At 61.5% G+C, this 19,962-nt stretch carries 21 protein-coding genes; 9 read left to right on the top strand and 12 right to left on the bottom strand.

Annotated features, from left to right (window positions below; translation table 11 throughout):
- Positions 1 to 87 precede the first annotated feature (87 nt).
- Positions 88 to 762 (top strand): HAD-IA family hydrolase, encoded by a 675-nt coding sequence (locus tag LH464_RS00880; RefSeq protein WP_390624892.1) that lies wholly within the window; start codon positions 88 to 90, stop codon positions 760 to 762.
- A 2-nt stretch (positions 763 to 764) separates the two neighbouring features.
- On the opposite strand, the gene LH464_RS00875 is transcribed toward LH464_RS00880, so the two are convergent.
- From LH464_RS00875 to LH464_RS00865, 3 genes are all read right to left on the bottom strand, one after another.
- Entirely contained in the window at positions 765 to 920 is a 156-nt protein-coding gene (locus tag LH464_RS00875) for a hypothetical protein (RefSeq protein WP_226784459.1), read from the bottom strand.
- A 26-nt stretch (positions 921 to 946) separates the two neighbouring features.
- A complete protein-coding gene (locus LH464_RS00870) occupies positions 947 to 1,429 on the bottom strand; it encodes a cupin domain-containing protein (protein WP_226784458.1) in 483 nt (160 codons plus the stop codon).
- A 190-nt stretch (positions 1,430 to 1,619) separates the two neighbouring features.
- The gene (locus tag LH464_RS00865; protein WP_226784457.1) at positions 1,620 to 2,255 is read right to left on the bottom strand and encodes a TerC family protein; all 636 of its coding nucleotides are present in this window, start codon (positions 2,253 to 2,255) and stop codon (positions 1,620 to 1,622) included.
- 260 nt (positions 2,256 to 2,515) lie between these two features.
- On the opposite strand from LH464_RS00865, the gene LH464_RS00860 reads away from it, so the two are divergent.
- The 3 genes from LH464_RS00860 (at position 2,516) to LH464_RS00850 (ending at position 4,016) form a co-directional block, all read left to right on the top strand.
- Positions 2,516 to 2,887: a response regulator gene (locus LH464_RS00860; protein WP_226784456.1), complete on the top strand. Its 372-nt coding sequence runs from the start codon at positions 2,516 to 2,518 to the stop codon at positions 2,885 to 2,887.
- A gap of 79 nt (positions 2,888 to 2,966) precedes the next feature.
- On the top strand, positions 2,967 to 3,458 hold the full coding sequence (locus LH464_RS00855; RefSeq protein ID WP_226784455.1) for a heme-degrading domain-containing protein: 492 nt from the start codon (positions 2,967 to 2,969) through the stop codon (positions 3,456 to 3,458).
- A 9-nt stretch (positions 3,459 to 3,467) separates the two neighbouring features.
- Positions 3,468 to 4,016, top strand: a complete 549-nt coding sequence (locus LH464_RS00850) for a DUF924 family protein (RefSeq protein WP_226784454.1) — start codon at positions 3,468 to 3,470, stop codon at positions 4,014 to 4,016.
- Positions 4,017 to 4,033: 17 nt separating this feature from the next.
- On the opposite strand, the gene LH464_RS00845 is transcribed toward LH464_RS00850, so the two are convergent.
- On the bottom strand, positions 4,034 to 4,285 hold the full coding sequence (locus LH464_RS00845; protein WP_226784453.1) for a GlsB/YeaQ/YmgE family stress response membrane protein: 252 nt from the start codon (positions 4,283 to 4,285) through the stop codon (positions 4,034 to 4,036).
- 134 nt (positions 4,286 to 4,419) lie between these two features.
- On the opposite strand from LH464_RS00845, the gene LH464_RS00840 reads away from it, so the two are divergent.
- The 4 genes from LH464_RS00840 (at position 4,420) to LH464_RS00825 (ending at position 11,587) form a co-directional block, all read left to right on the top strand.
- On the top strand, positions 4,420 to 6,882 hold the full coding sequence (locus LH464_RS00840; RefSeq protein ID WP_226784452.1) for a mechanosensitive ion channel family protein: 2,463 nt from the start codon (positions 4,420 to 4,422) through the stop codon (positions 6,880 to 6,882).
- A 126-nt stretch (positions 6,883 to 7,008) separates the two neighbouring features.
- Positions 7,009 to 9,525, top strand: a complete 2,517-nt coding sequence (locus tag LH464_RS00835) for a GcvT family protein (protein ID WP_226784451.1) — start codon at positions 7,009 to 7,011, stop codon at positions 9,523 to 9,525.
- A gap of 145 nt (positions 9,526 to 9,670) precedes the next feature.
- Complete coding sequence (locus LH464_RS00830; protein WP_226784450.1) at positions 9,671 to 10,507, top strand: response regulator; 837 nt, start codon at positions 9,671 to 9,673, stop codon at positions 10,505 to 10,507.
- Positions 10,508 to 10,585: 78 nt separating this feature from the next.
- The gene (locus LH464_RS00825; protein ID WP_226784449.1) at positions 10,586 to 11,587 is read left to right on the top strand and encodes a squalene cyclase; all 1,002 of its coding nucleotides are present in this window, start codon (positions 10,586 to 10,588) and stop codon (positions 11,585 to 11,587) included.
- Positions 11,588 to 11,636: 49 nt separating this feature from the next.
- Here LH464_RS00825 and LH464_RS00820 read toward each other — a convergent pair whose 3' ends face one another.
- Both LH464_RS00820 and LH464_RS00815 read right to left on the bottom strand, forming a co-directional pair.
- A complete protein-coding gene (locus tag LH464_RS00820; protein WP_390624896.1) occupies positions 11,637 to 12,656 on the bottom strand; it encodes a GlxA family transcriptional regulator in 1,020 nt (339 codons plus the stop codon).
- A 216-nt stretch (positions 12,657 to 12,872) separates the two neighbouring features.
- Positions 12,873 to 13,073: a hypothetical protein gene (locus LH464_RS00815; RefSeq protein WP_226784447.1), complete on the bottom strand. Its 201-nt coding sequence runs from the start codon at positions 13,071 to 13,073 to the stop codon at positions 12,873 to 12,875.
- 152 nt (positions 13,074 to 13,225) lie between these two features.
- Here LH464_RS00815 and LH464_RS00810 point away from each other — a divergent pair, with 152 nt between their 5' ends.
- Positions 13,226 to 14,167 (top strand): LysR family transcriptional regulator, encoded by a 942-nt coding sequence (locus tag LH464_RS00810; RefSeq protein ID WP_226784446.1) that lies wholly within the window; start codon positions 13,226 to 13,228, stop codon positions 14,165 to 14,167.
- Positions 14,168 to 14,180: 13 nt separating this feature from the next.
- Here the strand turns inward: LH464_RS00810 and LH464_RS00805 are convergent, their stop codons facing one another.
- The 6 genes from LH464_RS00805 to LH464_RS00780 form a co-directional block, all read right to left on the bottom strand.
- Entirely contained in the window at positions 14,181 to 16,214 is a 2,034-nt protein-coding gene (locus tag LH464_RS00805; protein WP_226784445.1) for an ASKHA domain-containing protein, read from the bottom strand.
- Between the two features lie 9 nt (positions 16,215 to 16,223).
- Positions 16,224 to 17,186, bottom strand: coding sequence for a methyltetrahydrofolate cobalamin methyltransferase (locus tag LH464_RS00800; RefSeq protein WP_226784444.1), 963 nt, complete (start codon positions 17,184 to 17,186; stop codon positions 16,224 to 16,226).
- Positions 17,187 to 17,219: 33 nt separating this feature from the next.
- A complete protein-coding gene (locus LH464_RS00795; RefSeq protein WP_226784443.1) occupies positions 17,220 to 18,311 on the bottom strand; it encodes a methylenetetrahydrofolate reductase in 1,092 nt (363 codons plus the stop codon).
- Positions 18,308 to 18,889 (bottom strand): methylenetetrahydrofolate reductase C-terminal domain-containing protein, encoded by a 582-nt coding sequence (locus LH464_RS00790; protein WP_226784442.1) that lies wholly within the window; start codon positions 18,887 to 18,889, stop codon positions 18,308 to 18,310. Before LH464_RS00790 ends, LH464_RS00795 begins: the two co-directional genes overlap by 4 nt.
- Positions 18,882 to 19,184 (bottom strand): virulence factor, encoded by a 303-nt coding sequence (locus LH464_RS00785; protein ID WP_226784441.1) that lies wholly within the window; start codon positions 19,182 to 19,184, stop codon positions 18,882 to 18,884. The genes LH464_RS00790 and LH464_RS00785 overlap by 8 nt, the downstream gene beginning before the upstream one ends.
- A 129-nt stretch (positions 19,185 to 19,313) precedes the next feature.
- A complete protein-coding gene (locus tag LH464_RS00780) occupies positions 19,314 to 19,955 on the bottom strand; it encodes a DUF1638 domain-containing protein (protein WP_226784440.1) in 642 nt (213 codons plus the stop codon).
- Positions 19,956 to 19,962 lie beyond the last annotated feature (7 nt).

Here is a 19,962-nt window from a genome sequence, read left to right as displayed (position 1 = left end):
TTGAGCGGGCGGCAAGCTTGTCTCGTCGCGGCAGCGGCGGTAATCGGAAGGGGCGCTTCTTTTAACCTCCTACGCCTGGATATCCCCTTGCACTCCATCTTTCCGTCAGATCGCGACAAGACCTATGCAGCCTTCCTGTTCGACATGGACGGCACGATCATCAATTCGCTTGCCTCCACAGAGAGGGTCTGGGGCCGTTGGGCAACGCGTCAGGGCCTGGACCTCGCGACATTCCTGCCGACGATGCATGGCAAGAGAGGCATCGATACGATCAACGGTCTGAACCTGCCGGGCATCGATCCGGTCGCCGAGGCGGCCGAAATCCTCCGCGGCGAGATCGAGGACGTGGAAGGCGTCGTTCCGATCGCCGGCGCGCGGGAGTTCCTGGCTTCGCTGGCAGCGGAGCGCTGGGCGATCGTGACATCCGCGCCTATCGATCTGGCGCGGGTCCGCCTGGCGGCGGCCGGCATTCCGCAGCCACGAATCATGGTGACCGCTGAGGATGTCCTTGTCGGCAAGCCGGACCCGCAATGCTACCTGCTGGGTGCCGAGCGTCTCGGCGTCGATCCTTCCGATGTTCTGGTATTCGAGGATGTGCTCGCCGGGGTGACCGCGGGAGAGGCCGCAGGCGCCGACGTCATGGTCATTACCGCTACCCATCATCAGGTGCTGGAGACCCGGCATCCGACACTTGCAGATTACCGTCAGGTGGCGGTCGGAACAGCTATGGACGGCCGGTTGTCGCTCCGGCCTCGGCCCTGAAGTCAGGCCGGGCGTTCTCCGGTCCGCTTCATGAACGTCACCGTTGCCAGCCAGAGAGCGATGCCGAGGCCGATCAGGCAGGCGGCGATGAGATGCTGGATCGGGTCACGACCGGTCCAGGGGCCAGCAAGGAAGGCGCATGAGGCGCCCCCGAGCACGGGCCGGTCGGTGACGTCCGGAAAGCTTAGCGGTGGATGGGATCCTTCCAGAGCACCTCTTCCGGCTTTTCGACCGGTTCGATGTCGAGGTTGACCACAACGGGCTCCTGGCCTGAGCGAACGAGGACGCATTCGAGCGTCTCATCCCGGCAGGCATTGATTTCCTGGTGTGGAACATAGGGCGGCACGAAGATGAAGTCGCCTGGTCCCGCCTCGGCCACATATTCGAGATTGTTGCCCCAGCGCATTCTGGCCTTGCCCTTCACCACGTAGATGATGCTCTCGAGATCCCCATGGTGGTGGGCGCCTGTCTTGGCGTTTGCGTGGATCGTCACCGTCCCCGCCCATATTTTCTCGGCACCTGCGCGGGCATTGTTGATCGCCGCTGCGCGGCTCATTCCGGGAGTCTGGGCAGTATTCGGATCAAGCGATGTGCCGGGGATGACTTTGACCCCGTCGTCGCGCCAGTCCCTTGGTCCGGTCGGTTGGTCATGCGGGTGATCGGTCATGGCGGCCTCATGGGGTGGTGCGGGGCTCACCGTCTCTTGCGAGCAGTGGGTCCGCGAGCCCCTGACCGGCGCTCACCGGCTGACGGGGACCTAACGTGGCTTTCTCCCCATGTTCAACATCCGAGACGGGAATTTGCAAGGACTTGGTGAAGCAAGCTTTCCCGATTGTCCCAAAACGGGCTTGCGACCGCTAGCCCAACCAAGCCCGAATGTAGGGAAGAACTTCCGCGCCGCCTTCGTAGAGCATCGTGGCCGTGACATAGACGATGACGGCCAGACCGACATAGGCGATCCAGCGATGGCGATGAAGAAGCGAGGCAACCAGATTGGCCGCCAGCCCCATAAGCGCAATGGACAGGACCAGGCCGATGATGAGCACGCTCGTGTGCTCCTGCGCCGCACCGGCAACCGCCAGAACGTTGTCGAGCGACATCGACACGTCCGCGACCACGATCTGCATGGCTGCCTGTGCGAACGTCTTCTGCTTGACGTTCATTTCCCCGGCCTGCTCCGCCGTCGGAGCTTCGTGGGCTGTGACTTCCGCGGAGCGCAGTTCCGTCCACATCTTCCAGCACACCCAGGCCAGTAGCAGGCCGCCGACCAGCAGGAGGCCGACGATGCCGAGGAGATAGGCGGTGATTGTTGCAAAGCCGATGCGCAGGACCGTGGCGGCGATGATGCCGACGAGGATGGCCTTCTTTCGCTGCTCCGCCGGCAGGCCGGCGGCTGCAAGGCCGATCACGATCGCATTGTCTCCGGCAAGCACGAGGTCGATGGCGATAACCTGTAGAAGCGCCGCCATGCCGGCCGCCGTGAAAATTTCCATGATGCGGATTTACCTTCGAGGGGTGGTCTACGGAACGGTGAGATAGCGAGGTAGAAGGACATTTCGACCGGTATGGCAAGCAAAAATTGCCTCGAAAAGCGGTTCGTGCGGTTTCGAAGCCCGGCGGCAGTATCTGAAGGGTGGCGAAGTTCCCGTTGGTGCCTATATGGCCGCCATGTGGTTCGCCTGCTTCTGCAGCGGCGAACGCGACGGGTATCATTGTTTTCGGTGTGCCCGCCGACTGGACTAGGAGTTGTTGCATGCCCGTTCCGAAGGCCGTCGTTCTCATAGTGGAAGATGAGCCCATGATCCGCTTCACGACACTCGACGCTTTGGAGGAGGTTGGACATGTGGTTCTGGAAGCGGCGAACGCGGACGAAGCCATGGTGCTTCTCCGCAGCCGGACTGATGTCGATGTGATCTTTACCGACGTGAACATGGCGGGATCGATGGACGGCATCCAGTTGGCGCGACGCGTGAGGGCGATCCGGCCGCACACCGGTATCATCATCACTTCCGGGGTCGTTCGCCTCGATCCGATGCTGCTGCCCGCCAATACGGTTTTCCTGCCCAAACCGTACCAGCACGACATGCTGCTGTCGGCCATCCACTCGCTTGTCGAGACGGCGTGATCGAGAAGGTGGAACTCCCGCGCTTTACTTCCCCAGCCGATTGGGCATGAATGCGCCGCGCGTGAGATGAGGATTTGAAATGAAGATCGAAGACGACCTTGCCCGGATTGCCGACCAGGAGGAGAGGCTCCGTTTCGACAAGTTCGATGCGGCGACTGCCTGGACGCTCGGGTCTCTGCTTCGAGATATGGCTGTGGAACGAGGACTGGCCGTCGCCATCGACGTTCAACTGCACGCCATGCCGGCATTCTATTGCGCCCTGCCGGGCACGACGGCCGACAATACCTCCTGGATAAGGCGGAAGCGTGCGGTCGCCATGCGGTTCTTCCGGTCGAGCTACGCACTCGGGCTTGTCCTCGCGCAGCAGCAGACTTCGATCGAAGCGAAGTTCGGCCTGGATTCTGCCGACTATGCGACCCATGGCGGCAGTTTTCCGATTTTCGTGAAGGGCACCGGTTGCATCGGTGCGGTTACGGTCTCAGGGCTGCCGCAGAGGGAAGATCACAATATGGTCGTGGAGGCGCTTTGTCGCCTGCTCGACCAGGACCACAATTTATTGCGGCTAATTTAGAGGGTTTCGATGAGCGCGGAAAAAGCAAAAGAAGTTCTGCACTTCTGGTTAGGGGAACTTTCGAGACAGCAGTGGTTTGCGGTCTCTCCGGAATTGGATGTGGCTAGTCGCGAACGGTTCGGACCCACCCATCTGGCCCTGTCCCGCGGCGAGGTGACGACGTGGCGGGAAACGCCGGAGCAGCGGCTCGCCGCGATCATCGTTCTCGACCAGCTCTCCAGGAACATCTACCGTGGCTCGCCGCTGGCGTTTGCGGCGGATTGGATGGCTTTGCGGGAAGCGCGGCTCGCAATTGATGCCGGTGCCGATCAGGCGGTTTCTGCCGAGCAGCGGGGATTCTTCTACCTGCCGTTCGAGCATTCCGAATCGCTTGCGGACCAGGAGCGCTCCGTGGAGCTCTTCAAGGCATTGGGTGATGCCGACTATCTGGACTATGCGGAGAGGCATCTCGCCGTCATTCGCGAGTTCGGGCGGTTTCCGCATCGCAACGCTTTCCTCGGCCGCGAATCGACAGGCGCCGAGCTCGAGTATCTATCGAAGCCCGGCGCCGGTTTCTGACGTTCAGGTGTCGCGGCCTAGCGTCGTATCATTCGGCCAAGCGCGATCAGGATGCAGGCACCAATGAAGCCGGCGATAAGGTAGCCGATCCATCCGCCGAGGTTTATGCCGAAGAGGCCAAGCAGCGCGTTGGCGACAATCGCGCCGACGATGCCGAGCAGAATGTTCATCAAGGCACCCATGTTGCTCTTCATGAACTGTTCGGCGAGCCAACCTGCGATGCCACCAATAATAATTGCTGCGATCCAGCCGATGCCTGCGTCTTCCATGATTTTACCCTCCTGAGTTTGGTTGCGCATGGTAACGCGCCAGTTTGTTCCAAGGTTCCGGCGACTGATATCGGCAGGGGTTCCCTTTCTTCGGCCCGAATCCTAACGTATCCGCAGCCGAATCCCATTTGCTGATGAGTTACGATTTTATGCCGTTCCGATTTTTCGACGCCGCCCACCGCTCACGCTGCCGCAGCATCCTTGTCGTGTTGCTGATGCTGTTGTTGATCGTGCCCCCAACGGTCGGCCCCGTCCACGCGCAGGCGACCGCGACGGCGGAGGTCACGGCCGACTCCATCAATCAGGACATGCGGGCGAAGCTGGAGAGCGTGCGTCAGAAACTCGGCACCGTGCGCCAGGCATTCGAAGGCACGGCCGTCGACGATCTCAGGCTGGCGGAGTTGCGGGTTCACGCCGAGGAAGTGGTTGCAGAGCTTCACGCAGTGAAAGCAACGCAGGAAACGCGTCTTGCCCAGATACAGGCGCGCCTTGCGGATCTGGGTGAGCCACCGGCCTCAGGTCAGCCGCCGGAAGTCGCGGATGTTACCGAGGAACGCAATCGCCTGACGACGGAACGCGCTGAACTGACGGTCATTGTCGACGATTCTACCAACCTGGTGACCAGCGCAACGCAGGCTGTAACCGCCATCTCCACGCTTCGTCGGGATCTCTTCACGCAAACCCTTTTCAAGCGCACCGAGCTTACGCTGGACGTGTTCGCCGCCGCCGGCGCCGCTTTTGCGCGCGAAATGGTCGATCTTGGCAGGACGCTGGGGAGCTGGCTGAGCTTCGTATGGAAGTTCAAGACATTCCAGTTCCTCGGGGCGATCGTCCTTTCGATCGGCGCGGCTCTGGTCTTCCTCTCCGGTGGGTACCGCCTGTTCGGCAGGATGATCGAGCGGGATATGACCCTCGAGGAGCCGCCATACATCAAGCGTCTCTCGGCCGCCTTCTGGTCGACAGTCATGAGAACGCTTTCACTCGCTGCCTTCCTCATTGCGTCATTCCTCTTCCTGGACGGCTTCAATGTTCTGCGGAGGGACATTGCGCCGATTATCGGCGCGCTCTTTGGCTTCATCTGGTTTGTCTATTTCGTCTGGCGGCTGACCTATGCCGTGCTTGCCCCCAACCATCCCCAGTGGCGGCTTGTACGCCTGACGGATCGCGGTGCTCATTTCCTGGCGTCGGCCATCGTAGCCATGGCAGTCGTGAACGGATTGGACTCCCTTCTTGGGACGATCAGCGAGGCGCTCAACGCGCCGCTCGTATTGACGGTCGCCAACAGCGTCATCGCATCGCTGCTGATCGGGGCGGTCCTGGTCGGCCTTTCGTTCATGCGCCCGATCCTGGGCGAGGGTGACCCGGACGAGGCCGGCCGCCCATGGCCTCGGTGGCTCGCATTGCTGATGCGCGTCATGGGGGCGCTGCTGATCTTCGCCGTCCTTGCGGGCTATGTGGGGCTGGCCAGATTTGTCGCCACCCAGATTGTCCTGACGGGCGCCGTGCTTGTCACCGTCTATATCGGGATTCTGTCCGGCAAGGCGGTGGGCAAGCAGGGAGCATTCGGCCATACGTCGGTGGGCGAGCGGGTGGCGAGGCGGTTCCGGCTGGGCGAGGTTGCGCTCGACCAGGTGGGGCTCGTCGCGGGTCTTGCGATCTACGGCTTCGCGCTTCTCCTTGGCATCCCGCTGATCCTGCTGACCTGGGGTTTCCAGATCACCGACATCGAGGTGTGGATCTACCGTTTCTTCACCCAGATCACGATCGGCAACATTTCGATCTCGATCGTCGGCATCCTGGGCGGATTCCTGCTGTTTGGACTGGGTTACCTGACGACCCGCTGGATCCAGAAATGGGTCGATGGCCATGTTCTGGCGCGCAGCCATGTCGATATGGGCGTCCGCAACTCGGTCAAGACCGGGATCGGCTATCTCGGCATGGCACTGGCCGTGCTGGTCGGCGTTTCCGCAGCAGGCATCGACCTCTCCAGCTTCGCGCTGGTTGCCTCGGCACTGTCGGTCGGTATCGGTTTCGGCCTCCAGAACATCGTTTCGAATTTCGTGTCGGGCCTCATCCTGCTCGTGGAGCGGCCGTTCAAAGTTGGCGACCATGTCGTGAGTGGTGCAACGGAGGGCATAGTCAAACGCATCTCCGTGCGTGCGACGGAAATCGAGACCTTCCGCAAGCAGTCGATCATCGTTCCGAATTCCGATCTCATCAATTCACCGGTCGGCAACTGGACGCATCGCAACAAGATCGGCCGGTCGGAAGTTCCGATTTCGGTGAGCTATCGGGCCGATCCGCAGAAGGTCATGAATATCCTTCTGGAACTCGTGGATCAGATTCCCGCCGTGCTGCGCAATCCCGAGCCGCATGTGGAATTCCTGAATTTCGGCCCGTCGTCGCTGAACTTCGAGCTGCGCTTCCACTTGGCCGACATGGGTGACGGCCTGAAGATCCGCAACGACCTGAGGATCGCGATCCTCAATCGTTTCCGGGAAGAGGGCATCGATATTCCGTTCCCGCAGCAGGAGATCGTGCTGCATCGTGGCAAGCCGATCTTGCCCGACGACGAGGATGCGCAGGGCGGTGCCTGACAGCTTGGGGATAGCCGTCGCGGCGAGCTTTCCTCATGTCGTATTCAGGCGTTTGACGGACGTGGCTTCAATTGCATAGTCGGCACCGATATTCCGGTGCCGACTATCTGAGAGGGGTCCTGTTCAATGAAGACACATGCGCGTGCCGTGGTGATCGGCGGTGGTGTGGTGGGCGTTTCGACGCTCTATCACCTGGCCAGGAAAGGCTGGGCCGATTCCGTTCTTGTCGAACGCAAGGAACTCACCTCCGGGTCGACATGGCATGCCGCCGGGCTGTTGCCGCTCTTCAACCTCTCCTACTCTGTCGGACAGCTCCACAAGTATTCCGTTCGCTTCTATGAAGAACTTCAGCAGGAGACCGGCATGAATGTCGGCTTCTCGAAGGTTTCCAACATCCGGCTCGCCCGCACCAGGGATCGCTGGGACGAGTACCTGTATTACGCAGGGATCGCCGAGACGATCGGCGTCAAGGTCAATATCCTGACACCGGAGCAGGTGAAGGAGGTCTGGCCGCTCTGCGAGACGGACGGCCTGCTTGGCGCGATCCAGCACCCGGATGACGGTTACATCCAGCCGGCGGACCTGACGCAGGCACTGGCAAAGGGCGCCCGTGACCACGGCGCCACCATCTACCGCAACACGACGGTGACCGGCATCGAGCAGCAGGCCGACGGCCTCTGGAAGGTGACCACCGACAAGGGCGAGATCACTGCCGAGCACGTCATCTCCTGTACCGGCAACTTCGCCCGCAAAACCGGTGAGATGGTCGGTATCAACATCCCGGTCATCCCGGTCGAGCACCAGTACATCGTGACCGAGCCGCATCCGGCGATCCAGGAACGGCGCCGTCAGGGCCTGCCGGAAATGGGCGTGCTGCGTGAATCCGACAGTGCCTGGTACATGCGCGAGGAGGCTGGTGGCCTGATCCTGGGGCCGTATGAAGTCGGCGCGCCGGTCTGTTATGTCGACGGGCCGTCAGCGGAAAGCGAATACGAACTCTTCCAGGAGGAGCTCGATCGCCTCATGCCGCATATCGAGGCGGCGATCGTCCGCGTCCCGGCGTTCGGCGAGGTCGGCATCAAGAAAGTCTATAACGGCGCCATCGCCTATACGCCGGACGGCAACCCGATCGTCGGCCCGGCACCGGGATTGAAGAATTTCTGGCTGAACGAAGGCCATTCGTTCGGCATCACCGCCGCAGGCGGCGCCGGGTGGCAGCTTGCCGAATGGATCGTTGATGGCGAGCCGACGGTGGATCTGATGGGGGTCGATCCGCGTCGCTTCGGCCCTTACGCCACCGAAGGCTATCTCATTGCCAAGAACGAGGAAGCCTACGCCAACGTCTTCACCATGCACTATCCGGACGAGGAGCGTTCGGCTGCTCGTCCGCTGAAAACGACGCCAATCTATGATCGCCTGAAAAAGCTCGGTGGCGTTTTCGGTTCCGTCTATGGCTGGGAGCGCGCCAACTGGTACGCGCCAGAGGGCTACGAGGTGCCCAAGGACCAGCTTGGCGTCGGCGCCGATGTCATCACAAACCACAACCATGCGCAGCCATTGGACGACGGTCGAGTTGTCGAGAAATGGTCGTTCCGCCGCTCAAACTACTTCGAGCATGTCGGCAACGAAGTGAAGAATGTGCATGAGAACGTTGGTGTTCTCGACATGTCGCCGTTCGCCAAGATGGAGGTTTCGGGTCCCGGCGCCCGCGTCTGGCTGGACGCCATCTTCGCCAATGCCATTCCGAAGAAGCGTGGCCGCATGGCGCTTGCCCATATCCTGACGCCGGCTGGAGGCGTACGCGCCGAGTTCACCATCTACGAATGGGCGCCCGATCGCTTCTACATGGTGTCGGCCGGCGGCCTCGAAGCCCACGATCATGATCTCCTGATGCGCCTGGCGGCGCCCATCGACGGCTCCGTCCAGCTGCAGCCGATCACGCAGAAATACGGCGTGCTGGTGCTGGCCGGCCCGAAGTCGCGTGACGTGCTGAAGAAGCTCACCCGCACGAGCCTCGACAACAAGGACTTCCCTTGGCTGACTGCCAGGCAGATCTCCGTTGGCGTCGCCACCGCCCACGCCTTGCGCGTCAACTTCGTTGGCGAGCTCGGCTGGGAGCTGCATCACCCGATCGAGATGCAGGCCTACATCTTCGATCAGCTGATGGAAGCCGGTGCGGAATTCGGCATCAAGCCTTTCGGTATCCGTGCCATGAGCGCCATGGCGGTCGAGAAGTCCTACCGCAACATGGGTCGCGAACTGTCGATCGAGTACAATGCCTACGAGTCCGGCCTCGATCGCTTCCTGCGGCCGGAGAAATCGTTCATCGGCCGAGACGCGCTTGTCGCCTACAAGGATAACGGCCTGAAGTGGAACTTCGTCACCATGGTGGTCGAGGGCAACAGCGACGTCGATGCGCGTGGATCGGAAGCTATCTACGGCCAGGCTGGGGAGCTTGTGGGGCGCGCCACAGGCGGCGGTTACGGCTGGCGCGTCGGCAAATCCGTGGCGCTCGCCATGGTGAAGCCGGAATGCGCGGCTGCCGGCACGAAGCTGAAGATCAAGATCCTCGGCGATCTGTATGACGCGACAGTCGTTCCCGAAAGTCCGTTCGATCCTGACAATGCTGTACTTCGCGGCTAGTGAGACGAGGTAAGTAAAGCGTTTACCCAAAGGCGGCATTCATTGCCGCCTTTCCCTTATTTAGCAATGGCATAGGTATAAGTTAACGCTTCGGCAAATGCCTTCTGCTAGTCGTGTCGCCAGGGACAGCAAGACTGAGGGTGGAATGACTTTTCTTGGCATATCCGGAATGCAGTATTCCGGCCAATCTCTGGCAAATTCTCGCATTCTGCTTGCGGAGGATTCCAACGTATTCACATCGATGATCGGCGTGGGGCTGAAGGAGATGTTCGGCATCGATGTCGAAATCTGCCGCAACTTCGAGGAGTTGCAAATCGCCTATGACCGCTCGTCGGAGCCGGTCACGCTGGCCATTTCGAACATCAACCTGCCCGGAGCCGAGAACGGCGAAGCTCTCGAATACCTTGTCGATCTGAGCATTCCGACTATCGTGTTCACCAGCACCTTCCATGAAGGCACGCGCGATCAGCTGCTGTCCAAGGACATCGTAGATTACATCATCAAGGACAATGTCTTCGCCGTCGACATGCTGGCGGAATCGGTTGCCCGCTTCCTGACGAACCATCGGCATCACGTGCTGATCGTCGACGACAGCCCGACGGCGCGGGCGCTGCTTACAAGCCGCCTCAAGCGTTACAATTTCAGGGTCAGTGTCGCGGACTGCGGTGCGAAGGCACTGGAAATCCTCAAGAGCAACTCTGATATCGGCCTCGTCGTCACCGACTACAACATGCCTGACATCGACGGGTTCGAGCTGACGCGGCGCATTCGTTCCTTCCGGGGCTCCCACGAGCTGCGGATCATCGGTGTCTCCTCGTCCTCGAATCGGCTTCTGTCGGCGCGTTTCCTGAAGGCCGGCGGCAATGACTTCATGCTGCGGCCGTTCATCGACGAGGAATTCTACTGCCGCGTCAACCAGAACCTGGACACGCTCATTCAGATCCGATCGAGCCAGGCGAAACTGAAGCCGGCCGCAGCCTAGGTTGAGGCGCGGTCATCGTGCCAAGGGCTGTGGGTGTGGTATAAGCGACCGTGTCCCGACCTTCCCACGGGCCTGTGCATGACTGACGCGAATGCTGTTGTCGACTGGCTTCTCGACTCGGATCCATCGATCCGGTGGCAGGTGATGCGTTACCTGCTCGACGCTCCGGAAAGCGAGTGGTCGGTAGAGCGGAGCAAGATCGAGACCGAAGGCTGGGGAGCCAGGCTTCTTTCCCACCAGGACGAGGATGGACAATGGGCGGGTGGTGCGTTCGTGCCCGCTGGCTTCGAGCCTCGCGAGTGGCAGGAGCATGGCCAGCCCTGGACGGCCACGTGTTTCACGCTGTCGCAACTGCGGGAGTTTGGCCTCGACCCTTCGTCGAGCCGTGCCAGGCGAACCGTCGAATTGATCGGCGCGCACTCCCGGTGGGATGAGGGCGGGCAGCCTTACTGGGAGGGCGAGGTCGAGGAGTGCATCAACGGGCGGACCGTTGCGGACGGCGCCTATTTCGGAATTGACGTTTCATCCATCGTCGAAAGGCTGCTCGGGGAGCGCCTGGATGACGGAGGCTGGAACTGCGAGCGGATCAACGGTTCGGTCCGCTCATCGTTTGCAACCACGCTCAACGTGCTGGAAGGGTTGCTGGCGTACGAGAAGGCCACTGGGGGCACGCCTCGATCCCGGGAGGCGCGCAGGTCGGGCGAGGAATATCTTCTGGAGCGCGATCTTTTCCGCCGCCTCACCGACGGCAAGGTGGCGGATGAGCGGTTTCTTTCCTTCCTGAACCCGAACCGGTGGCGCTACGACATTCTCCGCGCGCTCGACTATTTCCGTTCCTCGGCAATGCTGACTGGGGCACCTGGCGACCCGCGCCTTGGCGACGCCATCGACCATCTGCTCTCCCGACGCCTGGATGACGGGACCTGGCTCCTCGACTGGAGCCTGAACGGACGGGTTTGGTTCGAGGTTGACGAAGGGCAGGGCAAGCCCTCTCGATGGGTCACGCTCCGTGCCATGCGGGTGCTGAGATGGTGGGACAGTGGCCCGCATCGACAGGCGCGAGGTTCGTCGCTGGTCTAACTGGCATAACAGCGAGCCGACTGATGCGGACGGCCCGATCAATGCTGCTCTATGCGGCCATCACCGCCCGCGCGCTTGCAATGGTCAGTTTACGCTCGGCGCGCTCCTGCTGCGGCGAGCGATTGTAGACCTCGCGGTAGCACTTCGAGAAATGCGACGCGGATACGAAACCACAGGCAACCGCGACCTCGACCACCGGCATCGACGATTGCACCAGCAGGTGCCGCGCCCGGTCCAGCCGGATCTCAAGGTAATAGCGGGCAGGGGATCGGCCCATTTCCTGACGGAACAGGCGCTCGATCTGCCGGCGGGACAGGTCGGCCTCGTCGGCGATCTCCACCAGCGACAGGGGTTCGGCGAGATTGTTCTCCATGAACTCGATAATGGACAGGACCTTGGTGTTCTGGATTCCGAGGCGCGCTCGCAACGGCAAGCGCTGCCGGTCGTGCGGATTGCGGACCCGATCGGTCAGCTGTTGCTCGCAGACACGATTGACGAGGTTCTCCCCGAAATCCTGCCCGATCAGGTTCAGCATCATATCGAGGGAGGCGGTGCCGCCGGCGCAGGTATAGAGGTTGCTGTCGACTTCGTAGAGATCGGCGTAGACGTCCACCTGCGGAAAGGCCTCAGCGAACCCGGGCAGGTTTTCCCAGTGGATCGCGCAGCGCTTTCCGTTCAGCAGTCCGGCTTGCGCCAGTACATGCGCGCCGGTGCACAGGCTGCCCACTGCAATGCCGCGGTTATAGGTTTCCCGCAGCCAGGCGTTGACCGTCTTGTTCTGGTATTGCTCGATCTCGATGCCTGAGCAGACGAGGACCATGTTGGGTCGATTTTCACCGCCGAGGTTCTTGCGCTCGTCCGCGACGGAAGAATTGACTTCGACCGCGATGCCGGCGGAGGAATGAACCTTCTCGCCGTCGGTGGAACAGAGGCGCCAGGCATAGGCCTCATAACCCAGCATGCGGTTGGCGATCCGCAACGTTTCGACGGCCGCCGTAAACGGCAGAAGGGTGAAATTGGGAACGAGGAAAAATACCAGTGTTCTCTTTACCGGCAGCTGCTTGCTCATAAAGTCCATGCCTCGCTCCGAAGCGCCGTTACTGGCGAATACTTCAATTGCGACACTGACATGAAATTTTGATAAGGAAAAGATGGGTTAAGGCGCGGCTGAAAAGTATTTTTACGACAGCTGAAAAGCAAGAACGGCTGTTCGCGCCAGCTGCGTTACTCGCGAAGCATCGCCCCCTCCGGCGCGTTTGGCCGGAGGAGCGGCGATCTGATCCGGTTACTGCATGCACCTTGTGGTATCGTCAGGAACCGGCCAGCCGATATCCTTCCTGATTTCCGACGGAAGGGACTCGAGCATCCTTTCGTTGCGGCGGTGCTGCCATTCGGCATGCAGGCGTAAGGTGAGCTGGACGATGGGGCGTGCCAGGTTCTGCAATTGCCAGCCGGAGCTATGGGTGCGCTGAGATGTGGATGCCATGGTAGCTCTCCTTTGTTCGAAAGGTGACACAGCGACGCCATCAATCAATATGATGCAGGTGATGCCAGCGATGAACTTTTGTGGTGTATCGCCGGGCGTCGCTACCTTTCATGCTGCGATCTTGCTCGCCCATTGACGTTCAATCAAACGAAATGATATGGTGCTTAAGTTCAGATTTTTTGATCGAGGCTGCCATGTCTACTCCGTTTCGTTCACCGCTGCCCCTGCTGGATAATGACGTACTCAAGACATTCGTGGCGATTGCCGAGACCGGCAATTTCTCCACTGCGGCAGAGGCGGTTCTTCGGACGCCCTCCGCCGTTTCCATGCAAATCAAGAAGCTGGAGGAGCAGTTGAAGACGACGCTTTTCCTTCGCGATGCACGCTCCGTGACGCTGACGCAGCATGGCGAGATGCTTTTGTCCTATGCGCGCCGAATGCTGGCGCTGTCCAACGAAGCGGTGTCTCGCTTCGTGATGCCGGAACTGGCGGGCGTCGTGCGACTGGGTGCTCCCGACGATATTGCCGAGCGTCTTCTGCCCCGCGTTCTGAAAGGTTTCGCCGAGGCATTCCCGGGCATCATGGTCGATGTGACCGTGGACATGAGTTCGGCCCTGCGCAAGCGGGTTGACGAACAGCGGCTGGATCTCGCCCTGTTCAATTGCCATCCCCGATCTTTCCCGAATTTCGGTGAGGTCATCCACACCGAAAAGCTGGTTTGGGCCGGAGCGAAATGCGGCAATGCGCATCTGCGCGATCCGCTGCCGATTTCCGTATGGGAAGAGGGGTGTGTCTGGCGACAGGACGCGATCTCGCAGCTGGAGAAGCACAAGCGCACCTACCGGATCGCCTATGCCAGCGCCCATACGATGGCTCAGCGCGCCGCCGTGCTGTCGGATCTGGCAATCGCGCCATTCCCGAGGTCATACCTCACGGATCAGATGGTTGTGCTTGGCCCGCAGGAGGGCCTGCCGGAACTCTTCAGTTTCGACGTTCGCCTGCTGACCACTCCGCAACTGACGGCTCCGGCAATGGCGGTCGCGCAAAGCATCCGCGAGTCCTATGGCCAGATGATGCGGGCGGTCGCTGCCTGATCAGGACAATGACCTAACCGCGCCCCCGACGACGCCGGCGACCGCCGCCGTCGTCGCCGTCCGCGAGGACTTTGCGTTCCGGCAGGGTCACGACGCCCGCGAGGTTGGGAAAGCTGTCGACCTTGTTCGGCAGGGCCATGGCGTAGACGAAGTGCTCCTGAAACTTTGCTTCAAGAGCGGTCTCTATCTTCTCTATCTTGCTGACTGTTTCCTCGATCTCGCGGCGGTAGCCGCGGTTCAGCAGGCACATGCGCGCACCGGTTCCGGCGGCGTTGCCGACTGCCTTCACCTTGTCGAGGTCGCAATCGGGGATCAGTCCCAGGACCATCGCGTATTTGGGATCGATGAAGGTGCCGAAGGCGCCGGCAAGACCGATCCGGTCGACGTGATCGACACCTTGCTTGTCCATCAACAGTTTGACGCCGGCATAGAGCGCCGCCTTGGCGAGCTGGATGGCCCTGACGTCGTTCTGGGTGACGGTGATGCGTTGCTCGCCGTCGTGCAGAAGGTAGGCAAATGTCCGACCCGTCGGCAGGATACGTGGAGTGCGTTCGGCAAGTGTGCCATCGACCACGCCGTCCTCGGATATGATGCCGGCGAGGTACATCTCTGCGATGACTTCGATGATGGCGGAGCCGCAGATGCCGGTCACTCCGGTCCCTGCGGCAGCGTCCGCAAAGCCTGCCTCATCCGACCACTGTTCTACGCCGATTATGCGGAAGCGCGGTTCGAGCGTGAGGGGATCTATCCGGACCCGCTCGATTGCGCCGGGCGCGGCGCGCTGGCCGGAGGAAATCTCGGCGCCCTCGAATGCCGGGCCGGTCGGCGAGGAGGCCGCCACCACGCGCGCCGCATTTCCGAGCACGATCTCCGCGTTGGTGCCTATATCGACCAGCAGCATCATCTCGTCCTGGCGATGCGGACCCTCCGACAAGGTCGCGGCGGCAGCGTCGGCGCCAACATGGCCGGCGATACAGGGTAGCATGTAGGTTCGCGTGCCCTCGTTCATCGGCAGGCCGATTTCGGAGGATTTCACCTCGACTGCCCCGGAAACTGCGAGCGCGAAGGGAGCGCCGCCGAGTTCCGTCGGATCAATGCCGAGAAAGAGGTGATGCATGATCGGGTTGCCGACAAAGACGGAGTCGAGGATGTCTTCACGGCGGACGCCGCCTTGCTCGCATACCTTGTCGATCAGGCCGTTCAGGGCCTCGCGGACAGCGGCGGTCATCGCCTCCCGACCGTCGGGATTCATCATCACGTAGGAGACACGGCTCATCAGGTCTTCGCCGAAGCGGATCTGCGGATTGGACGCGCCCGCGGATGCGACCGTACGTCCCGACAGCAGCGAGGACAGATGCATGGCGATCGTCGTCGAGCCGATGTCGCAGGCGATGCCATAGGCCTCGTTCTTCAGGTCCGGATAGAGGGCGATCAGGCGCGGGCGGTCGTCCTGCCGATCCCTGTGGATCGCGGCCGTAACCTTCCATTCGCCCTTCCTGAGGATCGACTGAACCCTGGGGACCAGATGGAAGTCGACGTCGAGCTCGTCGTAGTGCCAATCCTGGGCGAGTGCGGCCTTCAGCCGGTCGAGGTCGCCGAGCGGCTTTTCCATGTCCGGTTCCTCGACCTCGACATAGCACATGTGGACTGCCGGATTCCGCTCGATGACGCGGCCGTCCGATTCCTTTCGGATCACCTGCGCATTGATCACCGTGTCCTGCGGCACGTCGATAACGAGATCGCCCTGCACCAGGGCGGAGCAGGAGAGACGGCGACCTTCTGGGATGCCCCGGACGCGGTCGTATCGTTCCTCCTTCGGGCCGACCGGCGACAGGTGATCGTTATTCGAGGTGATGCCATGCTTGGCGAAACGACCCTCCTGTACCGACACCTGACAGCGGCCACAGGTGGCGCGCCCGCCGCAAACGCTCTCCACGTAGACACCCAGCTGGCGGGCGGCATCGAGAACGGGCGTGCCCACCGGAAACCGGCCACGCTTTCCGGACGGCATGAAGAGGACGAGAGGATCTTTGGTCAGGTCGGTCATGGCATGCGATCAGTCTGTTCTTGCGCCGGCTCCGGCACGGGCAGCTCGGCCGCCGCGGCGGCCGCTGGAGGCGGCGGGTGGTGTGATGGACGCAGCTGTACCAGGTTCGGCCGGCTTGTGGTCGCGATAGGTCATGATCCAGTTGCCGCAGTTAGGGTCCGTCCCGTTCAGGACGTTGGCGGCGCGAACGGCTTCCATTTCCTGCGGGCGGCAGGGGTTCATGATCGCCGAGGTCATGCCTGCGCCAATGACCATTGGGATGAAGCCAGCATTGATGCCGTGGCGGTGCGGCAATCCGAAGGAGATGTTGGAAAGGCCGCAGGTCGTGTTGACCTTGAGTTCGTGGCGTAGACGATGCAGCAGGGCGAAGACCTGGCGCCCGGCATCGCCCAAGGCGCCGATCGGCATGACCAGCGGATCGACCACGACGTCCTCGGGCTTGATGCCATGATCCATGGCCCGCTCCACGATCTTCTTGGCGACGGCAAAGCGCACATCCGGGTCCATCGAAATACCCGTCTCGTCGTTGGAGATCGCCACGACAGGCACGTCATACTTCTTGACGAGAGGCAGGATGGCCTCCAGCTTTTCTTCCTCGCCGGTAACGGAGTTCACCAGCGGCCGGCCTTTCGCAACCTTGAGGGCAGCCTCGATGGCGGCGGTGACCGAACTGTCGATCGACAGCGGCACGTCAACAAGGCTCTGGACGATCTGCAGCGTCTGCACCAGCAGTGCAGGCTCGGTCGCATTGGGATCGACCGCGGTAACGCCCGCATTGACATCGAGCATGGTGGCACCCGCGGCGACCTGCTCCAGGGCGTCCCGGATGACGGTATCGAAGTTGCCCAAGACCATTTCGGCTGCGAGCTTCTTGCGGCCTGTCGGGTTGATGCGTTCGCCGATGACGCAGAAGGGCTGGTCAAAACCGATGATGAGTTCGCGGGTTGCAGATGCGACGATGGTGCGTGTCATGATGTCTCCGGCGCCGGATGAAGCGGTGTCTGTTCAGTGCGGTTTGTGGGCTGCGAGGTCGGCCAGCTGCTGCTGGTTCTCCTCCTTGCCCTGGCGGATTTCTTCAAGACGTTCCGCGATGACGGAATCGCCGGGATTGGCTTCGCGTTTCCACGGCCGCCGCCCCTTGAGGACGCCGGACTCATGGACGATCTCGGCGACATACTCCTCCTGGCGATAGGCCATGACATGGATGCCCGCGACGCCCTCGATCTCCTTCACCTCGTTGATGATGTCGATGCAGAGCTGCTTGCCTTCCCGTTTCTGGTCCTGCGCGCCTTCAAGCCGGGCGATCACGCTGTCGGGGATGTGGATGCCCGGCACGTTGGAGCGGATCCAGCGGGCGGTCTTGGCTGATGCAAGCGGCCCGACACCGACGAGGATGAAACATTTTTCGTGGAAGCCGAGATCCCGGACACGGCTCATGTAGTCGCGGAACATAGGCACGTCGAAGCAGTACTGGCTCTGAACGAACTGGGCCCCTGCCTCGATCTTCTTGCCGAGCCTGTAGGGACGGAAATCACGGGGCGGCGCGAAAGGGTTGATCGCCGCGCCGAGGAACACGTGCGGCGGGGTCGTGAGCTTCCGACCGGACAGAAACTTCGCCTCGTCCCGCATGGTGCGGACGGTCGATAGCAGCGACATGCAGTCGAGGTCGAAGACGGGTTTGGCGCCGGGCTGGTCGCCGGCCTGCACGCCGTCGCCGGTCAGGCACAGGATGTTCTGGACGCCCATGGCGGATGCGCCGAGCACGTCGCCCTGGATGGCGATCCGGTTGCGGTCGCGGCAGGCGATCTGCATGATCGGCGCATAGCCCATTCGCGTCAGCAGAGCGCAGATCCCGACCGATGACATGTGGCAGTTGGCGCCCGAGGCGTCGACCGCGTTGATGCCGTCCACCCAGCCGTCGAAGATCGCGGCTCGCTCATAGACCTCCTGGGGATTGGCGCTGTCCGGCGGGTTAAGTTCGGCAGTCACCGCAAACTCACCACGCCTCAATACGCGTTCGAGCCGTCCGTGCGAGGAATGGCCGGGCAGGGGATCGAGTGGCGCTCCGGGATCGTGTGGGTTGATGTCGGCGATCATGCCTGCACGTCCTTGATCGTTTCGGTCATGGCGGCCGCCTCCGCCGTAACCCGCAGCCAGGACGACGTCTCCCGCAGGGACTGGTTGACCGGCTTCTGCACGTTCAGGATATCGTCTCCCTTTGTCATGTTGCGCGAGCCTTCCCAAGCCTTCACCCAGACGCAGGGCATGTCGGGCTCCACCTCGCAATTGCCGTTGGCTCGAACGCCGCCGCAGGGTCCGTTTCGCAATTGCTTGGGACAGTTCATCGGGCAGGACATGCCGGTCGACGAGAGAATGCACTGGCCGCACATCCGGCAATCGAAGAGCAGGCCCTTCACGCGCTTCTCGACGAAAGTCACCGGCGCTTCGGCCCGGCTGTAGCCGATCGCTTTCCAGAGCGGATGGAGCAGCAGGAAGACGTGCGCGAAACGGCCATAGAACCATTCCAGCAGCCGTGAATGGCGCACGGACCACAGGCGTATCGAATACCGCCGCTGGACGCGCCGGTTCGGCGAAACGTCGCTTGGCGTGTAGGCGCCCGTTGCCGCCTTCATCGCCGCGCCGGCATTGCCGATGGCGGGCTTGAGTTCAGGCATTTTCCCGACCTCCGCTCTTCACGAGCGTGACGAGCCTTTCCTTGTCGTAGGCTGCTTCCAGTTCCGCAGCGGCCTTGTCGGCTTCCGCTTCAAGGTCGTCGGATACGGGAACCGGATCGGCCTTGCGCCATTCGGCGAGATAGTCGTCCGTCTCCGCTGCGCCGGTGCGCATGGCGCACATGTCTATCGCCTCGGTGAAGCGCAGCGAAAGCTCGCGTTTGGCCGTTTTCCGCCCCTGCTTGATGATCACCTGCGCCGGGATATCCCGCCAGAAGACGATGATGCGATCGGCCATGCACTGCTCCCGTTTTCAGCAGCATGCACGGGGTGGATAGCAGAGACTGCGCTTGCCACGACGTCGCATACGGCAAAAAGCGACGTCGGCGCGGTCAGCGATCTTATTCTGCCGGGACGTCCGCTTCGGCTACAGATTCTTGAGCGACGGCGCGAGATCGCCGTAGCCGGTAAAGCGGTATTCGTAGGTGAGACCGAGATAGTCCGCAGCAGCCTTCGCCTTTTCCTGCAGTGCCGGGTCTTCCTCTTGGCTGAGATAGACAAGTTTCCGGTAGTTGCCGAAATAAATGTCCTTCAGTTGCGGGTGGCGATCCAGTCCCAGAGGCTCGATCACGAAGGCGTCGAACTGGCGAGCCAGGAAATCGGTCAGGAAGAAGCTCAGCAGGTCGTCCTCTGCCTTTTCCTCGAATATGGCATTTCCGGAAAAGAACGAATAGCAGTGCGGACCCTCGATGCGGCCTATGCCTTCCCGCTCGCAAAGGCGATCGATGTCTCCGCCGGTACCGCAGTCGGCATAGGCGAAGAAAATCTTTTCGAAGCCATGTAACCGCGCTTCCGACACCGCTTTTTCCAGGCCGGGAACAATTTTCTGCGGGTAGGCGTGCCAGATGGCGGGCAGGCACTGGATGTCGACATGGTGCAGTCCGTGCTGCGCGCAAACGGCCAATATTTCACGAGCCAGAGCGCCGCACGCGATCACGTGAACTTTTTCGCGATTGGAACGTTCCAGTGGCGGAAGGTCATTTTCCGTAACGTTTTTATCAACAACCATTGGAGTA

Source organism: Pseudorhizobium xiangyangii, from assembly GCF_020531965.1.
Taxonomy (GTDB): domain Bacteria; phylum Pseudomonadota; class Alphaproteobacteria; order Rhizobiales; family Rhizobiaceae; genus Neorhizobium; species Neorhizobium xiangyangii.
Note: the sequence above shows the minus strand (reverse complement) of the source record. Positions and strands in the feature narration are given on the sequence as shown.